General features: G+C 47.2%; 18 protein-coding genes. 10 read left to right on the top strand and 8 right to left on the bottom strand.

The window, feature by feature from the left end:
- Nucleotides 1-6 precede the first annotated feature (6 nt).
- Both ilvC and asd read left to right on the top strand, forming a co-directional pair.
- A complete protein-coding gene (ilvC, locus tag ACT53G_RS12775) occupies nt 7-1,023 on the top strand; it encodes a ketol-acid reductoisomerase (protein ID WP_313985865.1) in 1,017 nt (338 codons plus the stop codon).
- A gap of 173 nt (nt 1,024-1,196) precedes the next feature.
- Complete coding sequence (gene asd / locus ACT53G_RS12770) at nt 1,197-2,045, top strand: archaetidylserine decarboxylase (RefSeq protein ID WP_476156539.1); 849 nt, start codon at nt 1,197-1,199, stop codon at nt 2,043-2,045.
- A 47-nt stretch (nt 2,046-2,092) separates the two neighbouring features.
- Here asd and pepN read toward each other — a convergent pair whose 3' ends face one another.
- A complete protein-coding gene (gene pepN, locus ACT53G_RS12765; RefSeq protein ID WP_476169601.1) occupies nt 2,093-4,699 on the bottom strand; it encodes an aminopeptidase N in 2,607 nt (868 codons plus the stop codon).
- 209 nt (nt 4,700-4,908) lie between these two features.
- On the opposite strand from pepN, the gene ACT53G_RS12760 reads away from it, so the two are divergent.
- Together ACT53G_RS12760 and ACT53G_RS12755 are read left to right on the top strand one after the other, a co-directional pair.
- Nucleotides 4,909-5,394 carry a DUF6036 family nucleotidyltransferase gene (locus tag ACT53G_RS12760; protein ID WP_476169600.1) on the top strand — a complete coding sequence of 162 codons (486 nt, stop codon included), beginning with the start codon at nt 4,909-4,911 and terminating at the stop codon, nt 5,392-5,394.
- A gap of 364 nt (nt 5,395-5,758) precedes the next feature.
- Nucleotides 5,759-6,415 (top strand): hypothetical protein, encoded by a 657-nt coding sequence (locus ACT53G_RS12755; RefSeq protein ID WP_476169599.1) that lies wholly within the window; start codon nt 5,759-5,761, stop codon nt 6,413-6,415.
- Between the two features lie 36 nt (nt 6,416-6,451).
- Here ACT53G_RS12755 and ACT53G_RS12750 read toward each other — a convergent pair whose 3' ends face one another.
- On the bottom strand, nt 6,452-6,712 hold the full coding sequence (locus ACT53G_RS12750; RefSeq protein ID WP_476169598.1) for a hypothetical protein: 261 nt from the start codon (nt 6,710-6,712) through the stop codon (nt 6,452-6,454).
- 442 nt (nt 6,713-7,154) lie between these two features.
- Here ACT53G_RS12750 and ACT53G_RS12745 point away from each other — a divergent pair, with 442 nt between their 5' ends.
- Nucleotides 7,155-9,323, top strand: a complete 2,169-nt coding sequence (locus ACT53G_RS12745; protein WP_476169597.1) for an AAA family ATPase — start codon at nt 7,155-7,157, stop codon at nt 9,321-9,323.
- Nucleotides 9,324-9,447: 124 nt separating this feature from the next.
- On the opposite strand, the gene ACT53G_RS12740 is transcribed toward ACT53G_RS12745, so the two are convergent.
- Both ACT53G_RS12740 and ACT53G_RS12735 read right to left on the bottom strand, forming a co-directional pair.
- Nucleotides 9,448-9,711: a Txe/YoeB family addiction module toxin gene (locus tag ACT53G_RS12740; RefSeq protein WP_476169596.1), complete on the bottom strand. Its 264-nt coding sequence runs from the start codon at nt 9,709-9,711 to the stop codon at nt 9,448-9,450.
- Between the two features lie 8 nt (nt 9,712-9,719).
- The gene (locus ACT53G_RS12735; RefSeq protein ID WP_476169595.1) at nt 9,720-9,974 is read right to left on the bottom strand and encodes a type II toxin-antitoxin system Phd/YefM family antitoxin; all 255 of its coding nucleotides are present in this window, start codon (nt 9,972-9,974) and stop codon (nt 9,720-9,722) included.
- A 520-nt stretch (nt 9,975-10,494) separates the two neighbouring features.
- Between ACT53G_RS12735 and ACT53G_RS12730 the strand changes: the two genes are divergently transcribed.
- On the top strand, nt 10,495-11,178 hold the full coding sequence (locus tag ACT53G_RS12730) for a PEP-CTERM sorting domain-containing protein (protein WP_476169594.1): 684 nt from the start codon (nt 10,495-10,497) through the stop codon (nt 11,176-11,178).
- A 73-nt stretch (nt 11,179-11,251) separates the two neighbouring features.
- Here the strand turns inward: ACT53G_RS12730 and ACT53G_RS12725 are convergent, their stop codons facing one another.
- Together ACT53G_RS12725 and ACT53G_RS12720 are read right to left on the bottom strand one after the other, a co-directional pair.
- Entirely contained in the window at nt 11,252-12,127 is an 876-nt protein-coding gene (locus tag ACT53G_RS12725) for a PA4780 family RIO1-like protein kinase (protein WP_476169593.1), read from the bottom strand.
- A 187-nt stretch (nt 12,128-12,314) separates the two neighbouring features.
- Nucleotides 12,315-13,163, bottom strand: a complete 849-nt coding sequence (locus ACT53G_RS12720) for an SDR family oxidoreductase (RefSeq protein WP_476169592.1) — start codon at nt 13,161-13,163, stop codon at nt 12,315-12,317.
- An 89-nt stretch (nt 13,164-13,252) separates the two neighbouring features.
- On the opposite strand from ACT53G_RS12720, the gene ACT53G_RS12715 reads away from it, so the two are divergent.
- Nucleotides 13,253-13,651, top strand: a complete 399-nt coding sequence (locus ACT53G_RS12715; RefSeq protein WP_194749228.1) for a winged helix-turn-helix transcriptional regulator — start codon at nt 13,253-13,255, stop codon at nt 13,649-13,651.
- A 69-nt stretch (nt 13,652-13,720) separates the two neighbouring features.
- Here the strand turns inward: ACT53G_RS12715 and ACT53G_RS12710 are convergent, their stop codons facing one another.
- Nucleotides 13,721-14,056, bottom strand: coding sequence for a zinc ribbon domain-containing protein YjdM (locus ACT53G_RS12710; RefSeq protein WP_476169591.1), 336 nt, complete (start codon nt 14,054-14,056; stop codon nt 13,721-13,723).
- A 140-nt stretch (nt 14,057-14,196) separates the two neighbouring features.
- On the opposite strand from ACT53G_RS12710, the gene ACT53G_RS12705 reads away from it, so the two are divergent.
- On the top strand, nt 14,197-14,994 hold the full coding sequence (locus tag ACT53G_RS12705; RefSeq protein ID WP_275356588.1) for a transglutaminase family protein: 798 nt from the start codon (nt 14,197-14,199) through the stop codon (nt 14,992-14,994).
- A gap of 19 nt (nt 14,995-15,013) precedes the next feature.
- Entirely contained in the window at nt 15,014-15,874 is an 861-nt protein-coding gene (locus ACT53G_RS12700) for a transglutaminase family protein (RefSeq protein ID WP_476169590.1), read from the top strand.
- Between the two features lie 100 nt (nt 15,875-15,974).
- Here ACT53G_RS12700 and tkt read toward each other — a convergent pair whose 3' ends face one another.
- On the bottom strand, nt 15,975-17,960 hold the full coding sequence (tkt, locus tag ACT53G_RS12695; RefSeq protein ID WP_476169589.1) for a transketolase: 1,986 nt from the start codon (nt 17,958-17,960) through the stop codon (nt 15,975-15,977).
- 273 nt (nt 17,961-18,233) lie between these two features.
- Between tkt and fae the strand changes: the two genes are divergently transcribed.
- Complete coding sequence (fae, locus tag ACT53G_RS12690; protein WP_049639931.1) at nt 18,234-18,785, top strand: formaldehyde-activating enzyme; 552 nt, start codon at nt 18,234-18,236, stop codon at nt 18,783-18,785.
- Nucleotides 18,786-18,835: the final 50 nt, after the last annotated feature.

The raw sequence follows: 18,835 nt of genomic DNA, 5'->3' as shown, positions 1-18,835 counted from the left end.
GCAGAGATGAACGTTTATTACGACAAGGACGCCGACTTAAGCATTATCAAAGGCAAAAAAGTGACGATTGTGGGCTACGGCTCTCAAGGTCATGCACACGCAGCCAACCTGCGCGACAGCGGCGTGAATGTCACCATTGGTTTGCGTAAAGGCGGCGGCTCATGGGCCAAAGCCGAAGGCGCTGGTCACACCACTTTAGAGATCGCAGCAGCAGTTAAAGACGCTGACGTGGTCATGGTATTGCTGCCAGACGAAACCATGGCAGAAATCTTCAATGCCGAAATCGCGCCTAACCTGAAAAAAGGCGCAGCACTGGCATTCGCCCACGGCTTCAACATTCACTACAACCAGATCGTGCCACGCGCAGACCTGGACGTGATCATGATCGCGCCTAAAGGCCCAGGCCACACCGTACGTTCAGAGTACCTCAAAGGTGGCGGCGTACCTTCATTGATCGCTGTTTACCAGAACACTTCAGGCAAAGCCAAAGACATCGCCTTGTCTTACGCTGCAGCTAACGGCGGCACCAAAGGTGGCGTGATCGAAACTGACTTCCGCGAAGAAACAGAAACTGACCTGTTCGGCGAACAAGCCGTGCTGTGTGGTGGCGCGGTTGAACTGGTAAAAGCCGGTTTTGAAACGCTTGTTGAAGCTGGTTACGCACCAGAAATGGCCTACTTCGAATGCTTGCACGAACTGAAACTGATCGTTGACCTGATGTACGAAGGCGGTATAGCCAACATGAACTACTCCATCTCCAACAACGCGGAGTATGGTGAGTACGTGACAGGCCCACAAGTGATCAACAGCCAGTCCAAAGAGGCTATGCGTCAATGCCTGAAAAACATCCAGAATGGTAACTACGCTAAACAGTTCATCCTGGAAGGCCGTACTAACTACCCAGAAATGACGGCACGTCGTCGTTTGAACGCTGCTCACCCAATCGAGCAAGTGGGTAACAAACTGCGCGCCATGATGCCTTGGATTGCGAAAAACAAACTGGTTGATCAGTCTAAGAACTAATTCTAGACCTTGAATCAGTACCTAAGGTTGGGTTGATGACAAATTAATCCGGCCATAGGTAAAAAGCACAGGCTGATGTATCGCCTGTGCTTTTTTATTTGTAAAATCATGAATATAGACATGATAAAAACAAGTGCTTGCAACAAACAAGCGCTACTCAATAAGGGAAAGAAGTGAAACTCGCCATTCTGCTGCAATACATTGCCCCCAAACAACTCCTCACCGCCGCCGCCGGCAAACTGGCGCACTGGCAGGCGGGTGGCCTGACCACGGCGTTTATCGGCTGGTTTGTGCGCAAATACCATGTGAATATGGAAGAAGCACTCAACGGCGATATCAGCAGCTACAAAACGTTTAACCTGTTCTTCACGCGCCCACTCAAACCGGATGCCCGGCCCTTGGCAAATAATGCCTTTGTATGCCCGGTGGATGGCGCCATCAGCCAGTTTGGCAAAGTTGAAAACGGCCAGATTTTTCAGGCTAAAGGCCATCATTACACAGCGCAGACATTGGTCGGTGGCGACGCTGCTTTAGCTGCAAACTTTGACAGTGGTCGTTTTGCCTGCCTGTATCTAAGCCCCAAAGATTATCACCGCATCCATATGCCATGCGATGGCAAGCTGCTGAGCATGACCTATGTGCCTGGCGATTTATTCTCAGTAAATCCCCTGACTGCCGCCCATGTGCCAGGCCTGTTTGCGCGTAACGAGCGCGTGGTCTGCACCTTTGAATCCGCCCAGCATGGCAAGTTTGTGCTGGTTTTGGTCGGTGCGACGATTGTCGGCAGCATGGCTACCGTTTGGCACGATGCCAAAGACCACATTATCAACCCGCCACGTCCGGGCAAAGTCATCCATTGGGATTACAGCAACCAACACATCATCTTGAAACAAGGCGAAGAAATGGGTCGTTTTCTGTTGGGTTCTACCGTGGTGATGTTATTTGAAAAAGACGTACTGGAGTTTAATGCCAGCTGGCACCCAGGCAAACCGATACGCCTGGGCGAGGCCATGGGGAAATAGTGCGAACAGACCATTAAAAAAAGCGGAGTTTAAGCTCCGCTTTTTTATTAGCCATCCAAGCTCTTACTCACCACTTCAAACACATCACCCGACAAATTAGGCGTATCCAGCACCGCTTGTAGCGCCGCTTTCATCTGCGCCTGCAAGGCAGGTGTGTAGCGCTTCCACTCACGCAACGGCGTCACAAGGCGCGCGGCAATTTGCGGGTTGATGCTATTGAGCTCGATAATTGCATCACGCAAAAAGGCATACCCTTTGCCGCTAGGATCATGGAACTTGACCGGATTGTTAATGGCAAACGCGCTATACAGCGAACGCACGCGGTTAGGGTTTTTGATGTTGAAATCGGGGTGCGCGCGCAATAAGGCGAGGTCATCAAAAATTTGCTCGCGGTTGGCAATCGCTTGCAATGAGAACCACTTGTCGACCACCAGCGGATACTTTTCAAAGCGGGTATAAAAGTCTGCAAACACCTCGGCCCGTTGCGGCTGTGTACTCTCAGACAGGCACGACAATGCAGTCACCCGATCCGTCATATTATCTGCTGCGTCGTAATGCGCTTTGGCGCGTGCAGCACAACCAGTGCCATTGGTGGTGGTCAGAATCTCTAACACGGCGGCCTGTAAAGCACGGCGACCCATGGCTTGCGGGGTAATGGTGAACTCGCCCGGATTGGCGTTGGCCTCATACAGCGCGGCCAAAGCGTCTTTATGCGCACGCTTGATCTGAGTGAGGATACTGCTACGCGCCGCCTCAATGGCTGCCGGGTCTATCACCGACAGGTATTGGCCAATCACGCCTATCATGGGCAAACTCAAGGCGCGCGCCAGTAAGGCTTTGTCACCCTGCCCGCTCAAGCCTTGCGCAATCAAGGTGCCGACATCGGCAATAAACTGGCTGATATCCGCCTGCGGATCTGCCATCACGCGCTGTATGGTGCGCAGCGCCAGCGTCTGCCCGGCCTCCCATTTGTTAAAGCCATCGGTGTCATGCACCTGCAACAGGCGCAAATCATCGTCACTTAAATCGGTCTCCAGTTTGACCGGGGCAGAGAACCCTCGCAGCATCGAAGGCACCGGTTTGGCGGCGATGCCATCGAAAGTGAATGATTGCTCACGTGCCGTCATTTCCAGCACTTGCGTAGGCACAATCTCGCTGCCATCCGCGGCCAGCAAACCGACCGCAATCGGGATATGCAAAGGCTGCTTGTCGGTCTGCCCCGGCGTCTCCGGCTGCGATTGTTTAAAGCTTAGCGTATAACGCTGCTGGGCCGCATCGTAATGGCTGCTGACGACCAAGGTAGGCGTGCCTGCCTGTTTATACCACCTGAAAAACTGCGTCATGTCACGGCCAGAAGCGTCAGCCATGCACTGCACAAAATCATCACAGGTCACCGCCTGGCCGTCAAAGCGGTCAAAATACAAATCGGTGGCCTTACGGAAAGTCTGCGGCCCGAGCAACGTATGCTGCATGCGAATCAGCTCAGCGCCTTTGTCGTAGATGGTTTTGGTGTAAAAGTTGCTAATCTCGATAAACTGATCCGGCTGCACCGAGTGCGCCAGCGGGCTGCCATCTTCAGGAAACTGCAAACGACGCAGACCGTTCACATCGTCAATCCGCTGCACGGCACGCGAGTTCAAGTCTGCACTAAACTCCTGGTCGCGGAACACAGTAAACCCTTCTTTCAAGGACAATTGAAACCAGTCGCGGCAAGTCACGCGGTTACCCGTCCAGTTGTGGAAGTATTCGTGACCAATCACGCCTTCCACGCTCATAAAATCGCTATCGGTCGCGGTCTCTTGATGTGCCAGCACCAGCGCGGTGTTAAACACATTGAGCGAAGTGTTTTCCATCGCGCCCATATTAAAGTCGCTCACCGCCACAATATTAAACAGGTCGAGCTGATACTCGCGGCCATACACCTCTTCGTCCCACTTCATGGATTTTTTCAGTGACTCCATGGCATGACTGCACTGCCCTTCGTCGCCCGCACGCACGTAAATATGCAAATCTACGGTGCGGCCCGTCATGGTGGTGAACGTATCCGCCACCCGCACCAAGTCGCCCGCCACCAGCGCAAACAAATAACAAGGCTTGGGGAATGGGTCATGCCAGACACGGTAATGCCTGCCATCCGGCAAACCGCCCTCTTCCTGCAAATTACCATTCGACAACATCACCGGATACGCCTTGGCATCCGCCTCAATGCGCACCGTAAACACACTCAATACATCTGGTCTATCCTGGTAATAGGTAATGCGCCTAAAGCCTTCCGCCTCGCACTGTGTGCAATAAGTGCCTTGTGATTGATACAAGCCTTCGAGTGCTGTATTCGCTGCCGGATCAATCTCGCTGACGATGGTTAATGTGAATTCATTGCCTGGGTTCACTATCGTCATCTGCCCATCCGCCACCGTGTAGCCTTCAAACGGCTGACCATTCAAAGCCACGGAAACGATGGTTTGATCTTCACCGTCCAGCACCAGGTCATTCGAAACCCCCGCCGGGTTTTTCACATACTTCACTTCAGAGGTCACAATCGTTTTGCCCTGCAACAGGTTAAAACTCAGATTCACCTGTACAGCGTTATACGGCGCAGGTGTGTAGTCTTTAAGGTAGATTGTTTTTGGTGCAACAGCGTTTTCGGTTCGCATGGATTTACCTGAGAGTTTTAAGAGTTAAGTAAGGATTATATTTGAGAGTTGCCTTCTTTGAATTGGTTTAATCCGATTGGCTACGGTTTTCCATGAAATCATCATTCAATTGATTGAGGCTTTTGATTAACACACCAAATCAATACTTGATGAACAGCACAAAATTAAAAGCAATTCTTTTTTTAAGCCACCTGCTTTAAACTGCAGCTATGTTTTATTTAGATCTGTTTGCAGCGCTGCAAAAATTTGATGTCGATTACCTGTTGATCGGTGGCTTGGCTGTTTCTTTGCATGGCGTTGAGCGAGCAACCATGGATGTGGATATCACAGTCGCCATGCAGCCAGAAAACCTTGAAGGCATGTTGCAATGTGCAAAAGCGTTGCAGTTGACGCCGGTTGCGCCTGTGCCGCTGGAAAGCCTGACTAATCTCGCGTTATTGCGCCAATGGCACACTGAAAAAAACATGCTGGCATTTGCATTACGCACACCAGACTTGGCTGGGGTCACGATTGATATTCTGCTGTTTCCACCTTTGGATTTTAACGAGATGCATACACGCGCTGTGCAATTTAACTTGGGGGATGTCTCGGTAGAAGTGGCTTGCGTAGATGACTTAATTGCGATGAAACGTGCTGCTGGTCGCCCGATAGACCTGAGTGATATTGAGCATTTAGAGAAAATAAAATCACTATGAACACGCCCTTTAATCCAGCCGACCGAACTTATCATGTGAGTGAAGAACGCTTACGGGCCTTTATGGCGTTAACTCCATTGCAGCGTTTGCAATGGGTCGAGCAGGTCGCTTATTTTTTGCGCTTGGCTAAGTCCTCAAAAGAAAGTCAGTAGCAGCTAGTCATTGACAGCTAAGGCTGGCTCACTTGCTATCCATGCGTAGACTGGACGAGTCATTATGACTCCAATTGTTAGAAAAAATTTTGTCGTTTTGCAAGACCTAACCCCGTAGACTCGGCGATTGAGTTCCGCATATTTATTGACTGTTATCATTAAACCCCAACTGATCATAACCAATAATCATAAGAACCCGCACTTTCATAAAAATGATAAATCAACACCTATTAGAGCTCTATAAGCGCCATGCAAATAAAATTCTAGAGATTAAAGCGCGTTGCGATAGCGATAATTTTAATGGCCCTTTTTTAATAGCTCCCAATGAAACTTATAGACGATCAGCTATCAAAATTGCATTCGTAGGACAAGAGACGCACGGGTGGTCCAACAAAACTGATGTTTTTGAACAGATGACCACCTACATTAATTTCAATCTTGGTGAAAAATATTACTCAAGTCCATTTTGGAGTTTTATTAGAAAAATAGAAATCATGCTTACGGGCACTATACTCACTTCGGCATGGCTAAACCTTAATAAATTTGACCAAGCAAAAAAAGCCCCATCAATAGAAAATCGACTTATATTGTCTGAGCTGGATTTTCTTCTACTAGAAGAACTAAAGCTAATTGCGCCCGATATCGTGATTTTTTTGACGGGCCCTCGTTACGATGGAAGAGTTTCAAATTTACTTAAAGGTGAAATGTTGCCTGTAGAAGGTATCAATCAAAGAAAGCTTTGCCAGATAGTTTCTAAAGAAATAACTGGCAAAATATTTCGCACTTACCATCCTAATTACTTACGTCGTTCGCGACTTGAAAAAGTAGTTATCGAAGCCATTTCAGAACAAACTGTAAGTAATACTTGAAATAAATCGACTGATTACGCTTAGTCCGATGACTTATTAAAGCTTTTCAATTTCAAGCTCATCCACAACGCCATCGTTCACCACAAATTCAGACACAGGATGGCCGCTCTCATACAGTAATGCTGCATTAGCTTCTGTTGCTGGCACAGTGATGCGGGAGTTATTAATCATAAAAACGGTAAAGTACTTATTCGCGTTTTTATCGAAATGCTCCCACACCGAAAAAACATCTTCAAGATACAGGCCATTAATCTCCAGCCCATCTAACTTCAAATCAGTTTTATTAAAATTGTTCATTGCAATCTACTTCGCAAATTTATCAACAATAGCTAGATTGAACGCCTCCGAGCCTGCTTAGTTCCGGGAAATATCCTTAGTTCTGGTATGTGATACCGCCTTTAATATTCCGATACCGGTGAGAATCACAGAAGCAATCACGATGTACAAATGCGGCACACCCGCTTCTACCAACGCCCATGCAATCCCGCCAATCAGAATAGCGAACCCGATAAGATACAGAACGAACGATGACATACAGCCTCCTCATTAATTAGATTTTTAGTTTTTAAATGATAATTTTTGAGAAAGATAGTGGTATCAGACATATGCTGAAAACAGTGTAGGAAAAGAGGAAATTCATAGCACATGACCCGGCTTATCCTCCCATTAAATTATTAAGTGCATTACAATCAATTAGTACGGTCTCATTCAAATAAAAAATTCTAATTAGGTGATTCTCATGCTCACTGAAATTCAAATGAATGCAGTTGCAAGCTTTAAAACTAGTACAAAACTAGTTACTGATAAGAAAATCAATCTAATTTATGGGCTCAATGGAACAGGAAAATCAACCTTTTCTGGTTACTTCTATAATCCCGAAGATGTTCGATATGCAAGTTGCAGTAGAGTGCCCGCCCAAACAAATCCAGTGATGGTTTATAACCAAATCTTTATTAAAGATACTTTTTATGAAGCTGATAGACTCAAAGGAATTTTTAGCCTCTCAAAAGAAAATAAAGAAGCTGAAGAAAAAATTGCTGTAGCAAACAAAAACCTACAGCAGCAGAATCAGCTTCTAGAAGAAAAGCGCAAAGAGAAAGAAGCCGTCAATAAAGAGTTTTTATCGCAGAAGCAAACTTGTATAGATAAGGTATGGGAAATTAAAACCACATACTCAGGTGGTGATCGTGTTCTTGAATACTGTCTTCAGGGATTGATGGGGAAAAAAGAAACCCTTTTCGATTACATCCAAAATATTAAAAAACCTGACCACGAACCAAGAAAAACAATTCAGCTTATTAAAAATGAGGTTGAAACGTTGCAAGATAAAAATGCAGCTGAACAACCAGTACTACCATTATTAAACTTCCTAGGCGCTGATATCGAATCGAACAGCATTTTTGCCAGCGCAATTCTAGGCAACACAGATAGTGAAATTGCCGAATTAATTGAAACGCTTGGCAACGCAGATTGGATAAAACAAGGGCTGAAATACTTACCGCAAGAAATTAATGACTCGGCAGCAGAATGCCCATTTTGTCAGCAGAAGACCATCACATCAAAGTTTTCAGAAAGCATAAAAGAATATTTTGATGTGACATATCAACAAAAAATTGAGTTGATGGAAACTCTTAAATCAAAGTATTTGAATGCTCTAAATAATTTAGAAGAAATTAGTGTATTTAATAGCCACCCAGCCACACTGAGTTTTATAGACTCTCTATCTACAAAATATCAAAAAATAACTGATACATTACGCAGTAATATTGAAAAAATAGAATTAAAAATAAAAGCTCCGAAATCACCACAGACCTTAACTGACACTAGTTCTTTGCTGTTGGAATTCAATCAACAAATAACCCTGATAAACCTCAATATTTATGCTCATAATGAGCAATTGAGAAATCGAGAAAGCGCACTAAATTCATTAAAAAACGACTTCTGGGACCTAATGCGATGGCAATATGATCAGACATTGGCGCGATTCGAAACCGATCGTCAGTTAGCTAATAACAAACTTATAAAGTTAGGTGAAGAGATTACTACTATCGACTCTTCAATTGCTGAAGCGAAAAAGCAGATTGCACTTGCTCAGAAGGAAACTGTAAATGTTGACGAAGCAGTAACGGCCATCAATACCAACTTACTAGAACTTGGAATTGATGGATTCAAAATTCTCAAGCACAGTGATCGCTTATACAGAGTCGTTAGAGCTGATGATCCAGCAGATGCTTTTCATACATTAAGTGAAGGTGAGAGAATGATGATTAGCTTCCTGTACTTTTGTGAACTTTGTAAAGGTAAAGCTAATCCAGAAGATACCAATACTCAAAAGATAGTTGTTATTGATGACCCAATATCGAGCTTATCCCATATATTCGTTTTTAACGTTGGTCAGCTAATTCGCACAATATTTTTCAAAGACTCAAAATTCTCTCAAGTATTTGTCTTAACACATAGTTTATATTTTTTCTATGAGTTAACCGATCCTAATCATGAGAGAAGAAAAGCAAACCAAAAATTATTCCGCATCACAAAATCTGGTGATGGAAGCAAAATCGAAGAAATGAAATACGAAGAAATCCAAAATGACTATCAGGCATATTGGAATGTAATTAATGATCCTACCCAACCTCCGGCTCTAATAGCCAATTGCATGAGAAATATTATTGAGTACTTCTTTAATTTTGTAAGAAAAAGAGACTTAAACAATGTGTTTTTATCAGAGGAATTACAAGCTAATCAATATCAAGCGTTCTATCGCTATGTAAATCGTGAGTCACATTCGTTGGGACAAAACATTATTGATATGAAAGAATTCAATTATGAAGTTTTCAAAGAAGGACTCAGACTAGTTTTTGAAAAAACGGGTTATTCAGAACACTTTCTTGAAATGTCAAAAATTTAGGACTGATTAAGCAAAAAATTAACATATTTTTAATAACAAATGACCACCTATCAAAAGGTGGTCATTCTCTCTACGACCCATCATTTCAGAAGAACATCAGGGTCAGGTCTTGCAAAACAACATTTCAAGCATAGTGATATCGACAGGCCACAATCTGCAACTCAGTCTCTGTCACCTGATAAACCAACCTATTCACATCATCAATCCGGCGTGACCAAAAGCCGGTTAAATCGCCCTTGAGTGGCTCTGGCTTTGCGATACCAGTAAATGGCTCGCGGGCGGATGCTTCAATCAGTAAGTTAATTCGCTTTAATGTTTTTTTATCCTGCGTTTGCCAATAGAGATAATCTTCCCAGGCCTTTGGCGTAAAGACGATGAGCCTTGCCATGATGATAGCTAATCTTGAATCAGCGTTTTTGGCTCGGCTTTACCCGCTTTAAGTTGCGCGATAGACTCGGCCAGATGGGCGGCGTTGGCCGGGCTTTGCAACAGATGTAAGGTTTCCATCAAGCTATTGTAATGATCCAGCGACATCACCACTGCATTGGCTGCATCACGGCGGTTGATAATGGTGACATCCACATCGTTAACCACTTTATCAAGGACAGTTTTTAGAGAATTGCGCGCTTCGGAATAACTGATGACGTGCATGAGACCTCCAACTTGTTCAATTAATTGTGCAAGTATATGCTTAATCTATATGGTTTTCAAATCACGGTCATCAAATGTCAATCTGAGACTCTGTCTAAAGAGATCATTGGGGCAGATTAAAAAATCTTTATTTGCTTGATACAAAGAGGGACTGAAAAAGCTGTAATAACAAAACCTGCGGAACGAGTCCTCTCCAGTGAAATAGCGTCAAACCAACCACACCATCAAACCATCAGCAGATTAACAACCAATCTTAAACATGCATGATCAAGCATATTGGGTGCTCAAAACTTTGATCGCTAGCGTTTTAAACTGGAGAGCACCGTGATGGTGTGAGGCTTTTAAAAGCAATCAAAAACAATGGTGTTGTTTTGCTAGACCTTAACCCCGATCACTCCAATTGATGTTTGCCCCCTAAACGAGGGGTCGACAAGTTTTTGCAACAGAATACTATTAGGTGGTGTTGGTATAAAACGACTGCATTGTTGCATTAATAATATTAATTTCGAGGAGTATCTAAATGCACACTAAAAGCTTGCTTGCGTTATTGTTTGCGATGGTCTTTGTGAACACGGCAAACGCTACAGTCAATCTGATTAAAAACGGAGATGCTGAAACAGGTTTAGGGGGCAACTCGGAAGTGGTGGTGATACCAAACTGGCAGGATTTAACTGGTAACTTTACCGTCATTAAATATGATATTGGTGGCGGCTATTTGGCATCTGGTGATCCAGGGCCTATTGATCGTGGTTCAAATTACTTTGGTGGTGGTACTAGTAACAATTACTCTTCTGCCTATCAAGTAACCGACATTCTTGATAATGCGGGTAATGCTGGATTTTATGCTTCTGGCTATTTTGGTGGGTTCGCAGGTCAAACGGATTACTCCCAACTCACCATTCAATTCTTGGATGTGAATGCATCTGTCATTTCTTTTGTCACCTTTGGTTCAACAACGCCTAGTGAGCGCGGGGGCGTTACTGGACTGCTATTTAAAGAGATCTCAGGCGTCACGCCAGTGGGTACAACTCAGATTGCATTTAAACTTGAAATGCAACGCGAGCAGGGTTCTGCTAATGATGGCTATGCAGATAATTTATTCTTCTCGATTACGCCCGTTCCTGAGGCAAATACTGTCTCGATGCTTGTAGTAGGTCTAGGCTTGCTGGGATGGATGGCCAAACGTAAGAAACAGGATATGTAGGGTTAGACTAAAAAGAACTGTCATTGCATGCGCCCGCAGATGGCAGGCCCTCTACCGCTTGCTATTTACCGTTTTAAAATCGTTTAGGCTTAGGCAGCGCGGCTTTGGCTTCTGCCAGCCGCATTTGCTTTTTGGCTTCATCCTCACGCACGGCGTCTATCACACGCACCACGCTTTTTAAATCTACCGGTTTACTGTCTTGTTTGAATTGTCCAGTCAGCACCGTTTCGGGTGTGAGGGCGCCTTTTGCGTAGAGCGCCCAGATTTCTTTGCCATAGTGTGTGTTGATGAGCTCGGGCGCAAATTGGCCGAAAAAATCAGCCAAATTACCGACATCGCGTTCTAACATGCTCATGGCGTGGTTGTTGCCTGCTGCATCGACGGCTTGGGGTAAGTCGATGATGATGGGGCCATCGCTACTCAGCAGGATATTGAATTCGGAAAGGTCGCCGTGGACGATGCCAGCGCATAACATGCGCACGACTTCTTTGAGCAGCGATTGATGATGCTGGCGGGCTTCTTCGGCGGTGAATACCACGTCGTTGAGCCGTGGCGCGGCATTGCCTTGGGCGTCGGTAACTAAATCCATGATCAACACCCCTTCGTAAAACTGATAGGGGGTGGGCACGCTGACACCTGCGGCGGCTAGGCGATATAGGGCATCGACCTCTGCGCTTTGCCAGGCTTCTTCTTGTGCCTGTTTGCCGTATTTTGAGCCTTTTGCCATGGCCCGCGCCTGACGGCTGCTTTTAACTTTGCGGCCTTCGGTGTAATCGACACTTTGGCGGAAACTGCGTTTGTTGGCTTCTTTATACACCTTGGCACAGCGTGTTTCTTCACCGCAGCGCACCACGTACACCGTGGCTTCTTTGCCACTCATTAACTGGCGCATCACTTCATCTACCACGCCATCTTCAAGCAGCGGCTCTAATCTTTTTGGGGTTTTCATCGTAAGGGCTATTAATAATTTTGGTCAGACTACCATTAAACCGGAAGATAGAGGCGTGATTGCAGTGTGCGTGACGTGTTTATCTGCCAATTACCATAAAAAACACCGCCTCCTGAGAGGCGGTGTTTATCGGTCAAGCTGTTTTAAATGACAGAACAAGAGTCATTGGGCTCAGCGTCATCTTCATTTATAGACCAGCTTTGATGACCACCTCTAATGCCGTAGTTGGGCGACCAATGAGCTGACTTAATTGCTTGCCATCATCAAACAACTGACCGTTTGATACGCCAGTATCCGAATCAGACAACAACTCGGCAATGGGCTCAGGCAAGCCGGCATTGAGTAATGCTTGCTTGTATTCAACTTGCGGTAGATTCACGTAGGGGATCGCTTTACCGGTTTGACGTGAGAGTTCGGCGGCAAACTCGTCCAACGTAAATGCCGTGTCCCCTGCCAGCTCATACACTTTGCCTGTGTGGTGATCCGTGGTCAGTACTACAGTGGCCGCTTCTGCATAGTCAGCGCGTGCTGCAGCTGAGATCTTGCCTTGTCCAGCCGCACCATACACTGCGCCCAATGCTAATGCCGCTGGAATCCCTGCGGCATAGTTTTCTGTGTACCAACCATTTCGCAATATGACAAACGGCAAGCCCGCTTTTTGTATCGCAGCTTCGGTCGCCTTATGTTCGGCAGCCAGCCCCAGTAACGAAGTATCCGCGCGTAACAGGCTGGTGTAAGCCAATAAGCGCACATTTGCTCGCTTGGCGGCATCAATCACGGCTTGATGCTGATTAACGCGCAAGCCGATTTCGCTCGATGAGATCAGCAAGACTTTTTCTGCGCCAGACAATGCAGCATCCCAGCTTTCAGGTTGGTTGTAATCGGCAAAGCGTACCTTCACGCCCAAGGCCGCAATGTCTTGCGCTTTTTCAACATTGCGCACAGCAGCCACAATACTGCTTGCAGGCACTTTTTTGAGTAAATGTTCAATAACTAAACGACCCAACTGGCCCGTAGCGCCGGTAACAACAATCATAATATTCCCTTTCAACACATGAAATAAATTGAGAACGCGCAGGTTATCACCTATACTTACTAAAAGTAAGTACGAACAAAAAGGTAAGTATGAAGATAGATCAGAAGACAGGTGTATTGGCCAATGCCATGCGACGCGGAGAAGTGCTCTCGCCTGATTGCCCGTCACGAGAAATATTGAAGCACGTGACCAGCCAATGGGGGGTATTGGTATTGGTGGCGTTGTTGGGCGGGACGCTCCGCTTCAGTGAGCTGCGGCGAAGAGTGGGGGTGATCAGTGAAAAAATGCTCACACAAACGCTGCAACAATTAGAGCAGGATGGCTTTGTACAACGCGTGTCTTACCCGGTTGTACCGCCGCATGTGGAATACTCGCTGACCCCGCTAGGCGAAGGCATCAGCCTGAAAGTGGAGGCGCTGACAGATTGGATAGAAGTCAATCTGTCAGACATCCTTGAGAACCAACAGTTGGGACTAAAAAAGAAATAAGTGTCGTATTGAAATATGCTCGCTATGTAGCTAGATCGAGCGGCTTTAAGAGCCGGCCAATAAAACCAACTAAGCCTTTTTCACAAACTCCGACTTCAGCTTCATCGCGCCAAAGCCATCAATTTTGCAGTCGATATCGTGGTCGCCATCGACCAGGCGGATGTTTTTCACTTTAGTGCCGACCTTAACGACGGATGAAGAACCTTTGACTTTCAGGTCTTTGATCACGGTGATGGTATCGCCGTCTTGCAGCACGTTGCCGTTGGCATCGCGCACGACTTTGACTTCTTCTGACTCGGCAGTGGCCACTTTGCTCCACTCATGCGCGCACTCTGGGCAGACGTAGTTATCACCGTCTTCGTAGGTGTATTCGGATTGGCATTTTGGGCAGGCTGGCAATGACATAAAAAACTTTCTGGCTAAAACTGTAAAACCATAAATTTTACAGGGTTATTATTGATATGTCTTAGTTATTCATTCACTTTTGCACATATGCCTTGAAAGCAGGCTAGAATGGGTTGGCTTGCATCACTTAAGGATTGCACATGTGGTTACGTACTGAATGTGATATCAGCTTTGTTGTCAGTATTCCCACACCGTTTATTTTGATGCTGAGGCCGCGCAGTGGGGTGCATCAGTGGGTGGCTCGGCAGTCTTATACGCTTAAGCCCAGTGTGCCGGTGGAAGAATATACCGACACTTATGGCAATCTTTGCCAGCGCCTGATTGCGCCTGTGGGTGAGTTTTATATCAGCACATCGGCGGATATTTTGACCGCTGACAAGCTTGAGACTGCGCCCGGCGGGCGGTTTGAAGAGGTTCAGCATTTGCCTAACCATGTGCTGACTTATTTACTGCCGTCACGCTATTGTGAGTCAGATAAATTCATTGATCTGGGCCAGCAAATTGTCGCCAACGTGTTGCCTGGATACGACCAGGTAAAGGCCATCGAGCAATGGATACGCCAGAATATTCGTTTTAATCCGGATTCTCCACATTTTCAGCTGTCTGCGGTTGAGGTGAACCAGCAGCGCGAAGGCGTTTGCCGCGAGCTGGCGCATTTGGGCATTGCCTTGTGCCGAGGGTTGTGCATCCCGGCACGCATGGTGGTGGGGTATTTACACGGGCTACAACCGATGGACTTTCATGCCTGGTTTGAAGCGTATGTGAATGGGGGATGGTACACGTTTGACCCGAGCCAGTCAGAATCCATGGGCGGACGCATTACTGTGGCCTATGGGCGCGATGCGGCGGATGTTGCCATTTTTAACCAGTTTGGCCCGGCCTTGTACCCGGCGCTGATGCAGGTGCGTGTCACGCAATTGGCCGCCGCACCGATTTAAGCGGTGCGAGAAACACACCATGAAACGATTAAGAATCAAACATCTGACTGAATATCTCTTCTCGGGCACAGTCACACTGCAGCAGCATTATTTATTGCTGCGGCCGCGTGAGGGGCACGATTTGCGCATTGAGTCTTCTATCCTGAATATTACGCCAGCGTATCAGATCAAATGGTATCGCGATGTGTTTGATAACTCGCTGGCGGCTGTCACGTTTTTGCAAGCGAGCGACAGACTCACCATTGCAAGTGAAGTGGTGATTCAACACTATGAAGAGGCCCCACTGGACTTTTGGATTGAACCCTATGCGGTGAATTATCCGTTTGCCTATGCGCAGGCTGACTGGGAAGACCTGGCGGCTTTTCAGCGACCCACTTTTATGGATGACCAAGATACGGTGAGCCAGTGGCTGCTACAACTGGGGCTGAGAAACGGCAGCATCAATACATTTGAACTGCTGACCCGCCTGAATCAGGCGATTTATACCCAGTTTCGCTACCAGATTCGCGAAGAACCTGGCGTGCAGACCCCGGCCACCACCTTGAATAAGCTGAGTGGCTCTTGCCGTGACTATGCCACCTTGTTTATTGAAGCTTGCCGCCTCTTGGGACTGGCCAGCCGGTTTGTCAGTGGCTATTTGCATGCCCCGGCGACTGAGGCCGGTAACGCCACCACGCATGCCTGGGCTGAGGTGTATTTGCCAGGCACCGGCTGGAAAGGCTTTGACCCCACCGCAGGCAAGGTGACCGGCACACAACATATTGCCGTGGCGGTATCCCGTAACCCGGAAACGATCCCGCCAGTGGCGGGTAGCTTTATCGGCCCCAATATTCAGCCTAAGTTGATTGTGAATGTACAAGTGAATTTGCTCACAAGCTAAGCAAGAGTAACCTTGCCGTGGATGGGTTGTTTCACGGCATATAGGCGAAAAAAAACCGCTTCACGAGGAAGCGGTTTTTTATGCAGCAATCTGGTCTAAATTACAAAACAGATTTCACTGTGTTCACAACATTCTCTACGGTGAAACCGAAGTGTTTGAACAGTGCGCCGCCTGGTGCGGATTCGCCGAAGGTATCGATACCAACAACGGCACCTTCAATACCGACATACTTACGCCAGAAGTCTGGGTGAGCAGCTTCAACAGCCACGCGTTTAACGCCTGGAGTCAATACGCTGTCTTTGTAAGCCTGGTCTTGACGGTCGAATACGTTGGTGGATGGCATGGAAACCACACGCACTTTAGTACCCGCAGCGTTCAATTCAGCAGCCGCTTGAATCGCCAGATCCAACTCGGAACCGTTAGCGATGATGATCACATCAGCTTTACCAGCAACGTCGGAGAATACATAGCCACCCTTGCGGATCAGTTCAAAGTCTTTAGCATCGTGCTTGATGCCTGGCACCGCTTGACGGCTCAATACCAAGCTGGTTGGGCCTTCAGTGCGCTCTACGGCAGCAACCCAAGCAACGGTTGTTTCTGTAGAGTCAGCTGGACGCCATACATCCATACGAGGAATCATACGCAGACCAGAAGTGTTTTCTACTGGTTGGTGTGTAGGACCGTCTTCACCTTGACCGATAGAGTCATGGGTCAGCACGTAGATCACACGTTGATGCATCAACGCAGACATACGCATGCCGTTTTTCATGTAGTCAGAGAACATGTGGAAAGTACCGCCGTATGGCAACAAGCCACCGTGCAATGCCATACCGTTCATGATGGCAGCCATACCAAATTCACGTACACCGTAAGAGATGTAGTTGCCTGGCTCTTTACCACTCACGTGTTTGAACTCTTTAGCCGCTGTCAGGTTAGAACCTGTCAAGTCAGCTGAACCGCCCAAGAATTCTGGCAAGATTGGCGCTAACGCTGTAATGGCTTTTTGTGAAGCTTGACGAGTAGCCAATTTCTCAGCTTTTTCGTTCGTTTCAGCAATGATTGCGTCAGTCAGTGCTTTCCAGTTAGCTGGCAACTCACCGGCCATACGGCGTTTGAATTCTGCAGCTTCTGCTGGGTAGGCTTTAGCGTAAGCGTCGAACTTGGCGTTCCAGTCAGCTTCGCGTTTTGCGCCTTTGTCTTTTTGGTTCCAGCCTTCGTATACGTCAGCAGGAATCACGAATGGCTCGTGTGGCCAGCCGATTTCAGCACGGGTTGCAGCAACTTCAGCTTCGCCCAATGCGGAACCGTGGCAGTCGTGTGAACCGGATTTGTTTGGAGAACCTTTACCGATGATCGTTTTGCAGCAGATCAGTGATGGTTTGTCAGTGACTGATTTCGCTTCGTCAATGGCTTTTTGAATCGCAGCCTGGTCGTGACCATCGACTGAAACAACGTGCCAGCCGTAAGCTTTGAAGCGGCCTGCGGTGTCGTCTGTGTACCAGCCTTCGATGTGACCGTCGATAGAAATACCGTTGTCATCCCAGAAAGCCATCAGTTTGCCCAGGCCCCATGTACCAGCCAGTGCGCAAGCTTCGTGAGAAACGCCTTCCATCATACAGCCGTCGCCCAGGAACACGTATGTGTAGTGGTCAACAATGTCGTGGCCTGGCTTGTTGAACTGGCTAGCCAGCAGTTTTTCTGCCATGGCGAAACCAACGCCGTTTGCAATACCCTGGCCCAATGGACCGGTGGTTGTTTCAACGCCAGGTGCGTAGCCGTATTCTGGGTGACCAGCGCAACGGGAGTGCAATTGACGGAAAGACTTGATGTCGTCCATGGTCACATCGTAACCAGTCAGGTGCAGCAAGGAGTAAATCAGCATTGAGCCATGGCCGTTTGACAATACGAAACGGTCACGGTTAGCCCATTGTGGGTTGTTTGGGTTGTGGCTCAGATTGTGGTTCCACAATACTTCAGCAATTTCAGCCATGCCCATAGGTGCGCCTGGGTGGCCGGAGTTTGCTTTTTGTACAGCGTCCATGCTCAGAGCACGGATGGCGTTGCACAAGTCGACACGAGTTGCCATTGTTTTCTCCCTAGAGTGAAAGTGAACGGTCTTACACAAAAAGCTGCAAAACCTTGATTGAATTCTTTAAAAAAGCCAGAAAACCAGCCTTTTACGGAAAGGCTAGATTATTCCCTAGAACCTGCTTTTCTTCAAGCGTTAATGGTTATTAAATTCATGCATGCGCTTGGTGCCTCAAGCGGTAAAACCGCGATACCGAGCGCATGCAACTAGCCATGGTGGGAGAATTCCCCTACCATGTTGCAATACATTGATAGCAAAGGAGCTCCAAAGATGTCTGATGATCGAATTATTATGCGTGTGGGTGAAGCACTGGTGGCAGGCGGCCCACCCGGCACGGCCGCTGAACCCGAGGTGGCGATTGGTGAAATGAACGGCCCGATGGGCACAGCATTTGCCAACCTGCTGGGCGACCAGGTCAAAGGCCATACCCGCGTACTGGCGATTATGAACACCGACATTATGGTGCGCCCAGCGACGCTGATGGTGAGCAAGGTGACTGTGAAAGATCCGCGTTACACCAATATTTTGATGGGCACCGTGCAGGGCGCCATTGCCAACGGCGTACTGGATGCCGTACGTAGCGGCGATATCCCCAAAGAAAAAGCCAATGACTTGGGCATTATTGTTTCAGTGTGGCTGAGCCCGGCGATTCTGGAACAAGAGAAGATTGACCACAAAGCACTGTTTGATATTCACCGCGAAGCCACTTTCAAGGCGATCCAGAAAGCCTTGCGCAACGAACCGAGCATAGACTGGCTGCTAGAAAACCAGGAGAAGATTGTGCATAAGTATTATCAGATGGGCCTAGATAATAAGATTTAGAGCATGGCAAGTTTTAAAACACCAACTCAGCAATAAAAAAAGGATGCCTT

Source organism: Methylophilus sp. DMC18, assembly GCF_056314005.1.
Note: the sequence above shows the minus strand (reverse complement) of the source record. Positions and strands in the feature narration are given on the sequence as shown.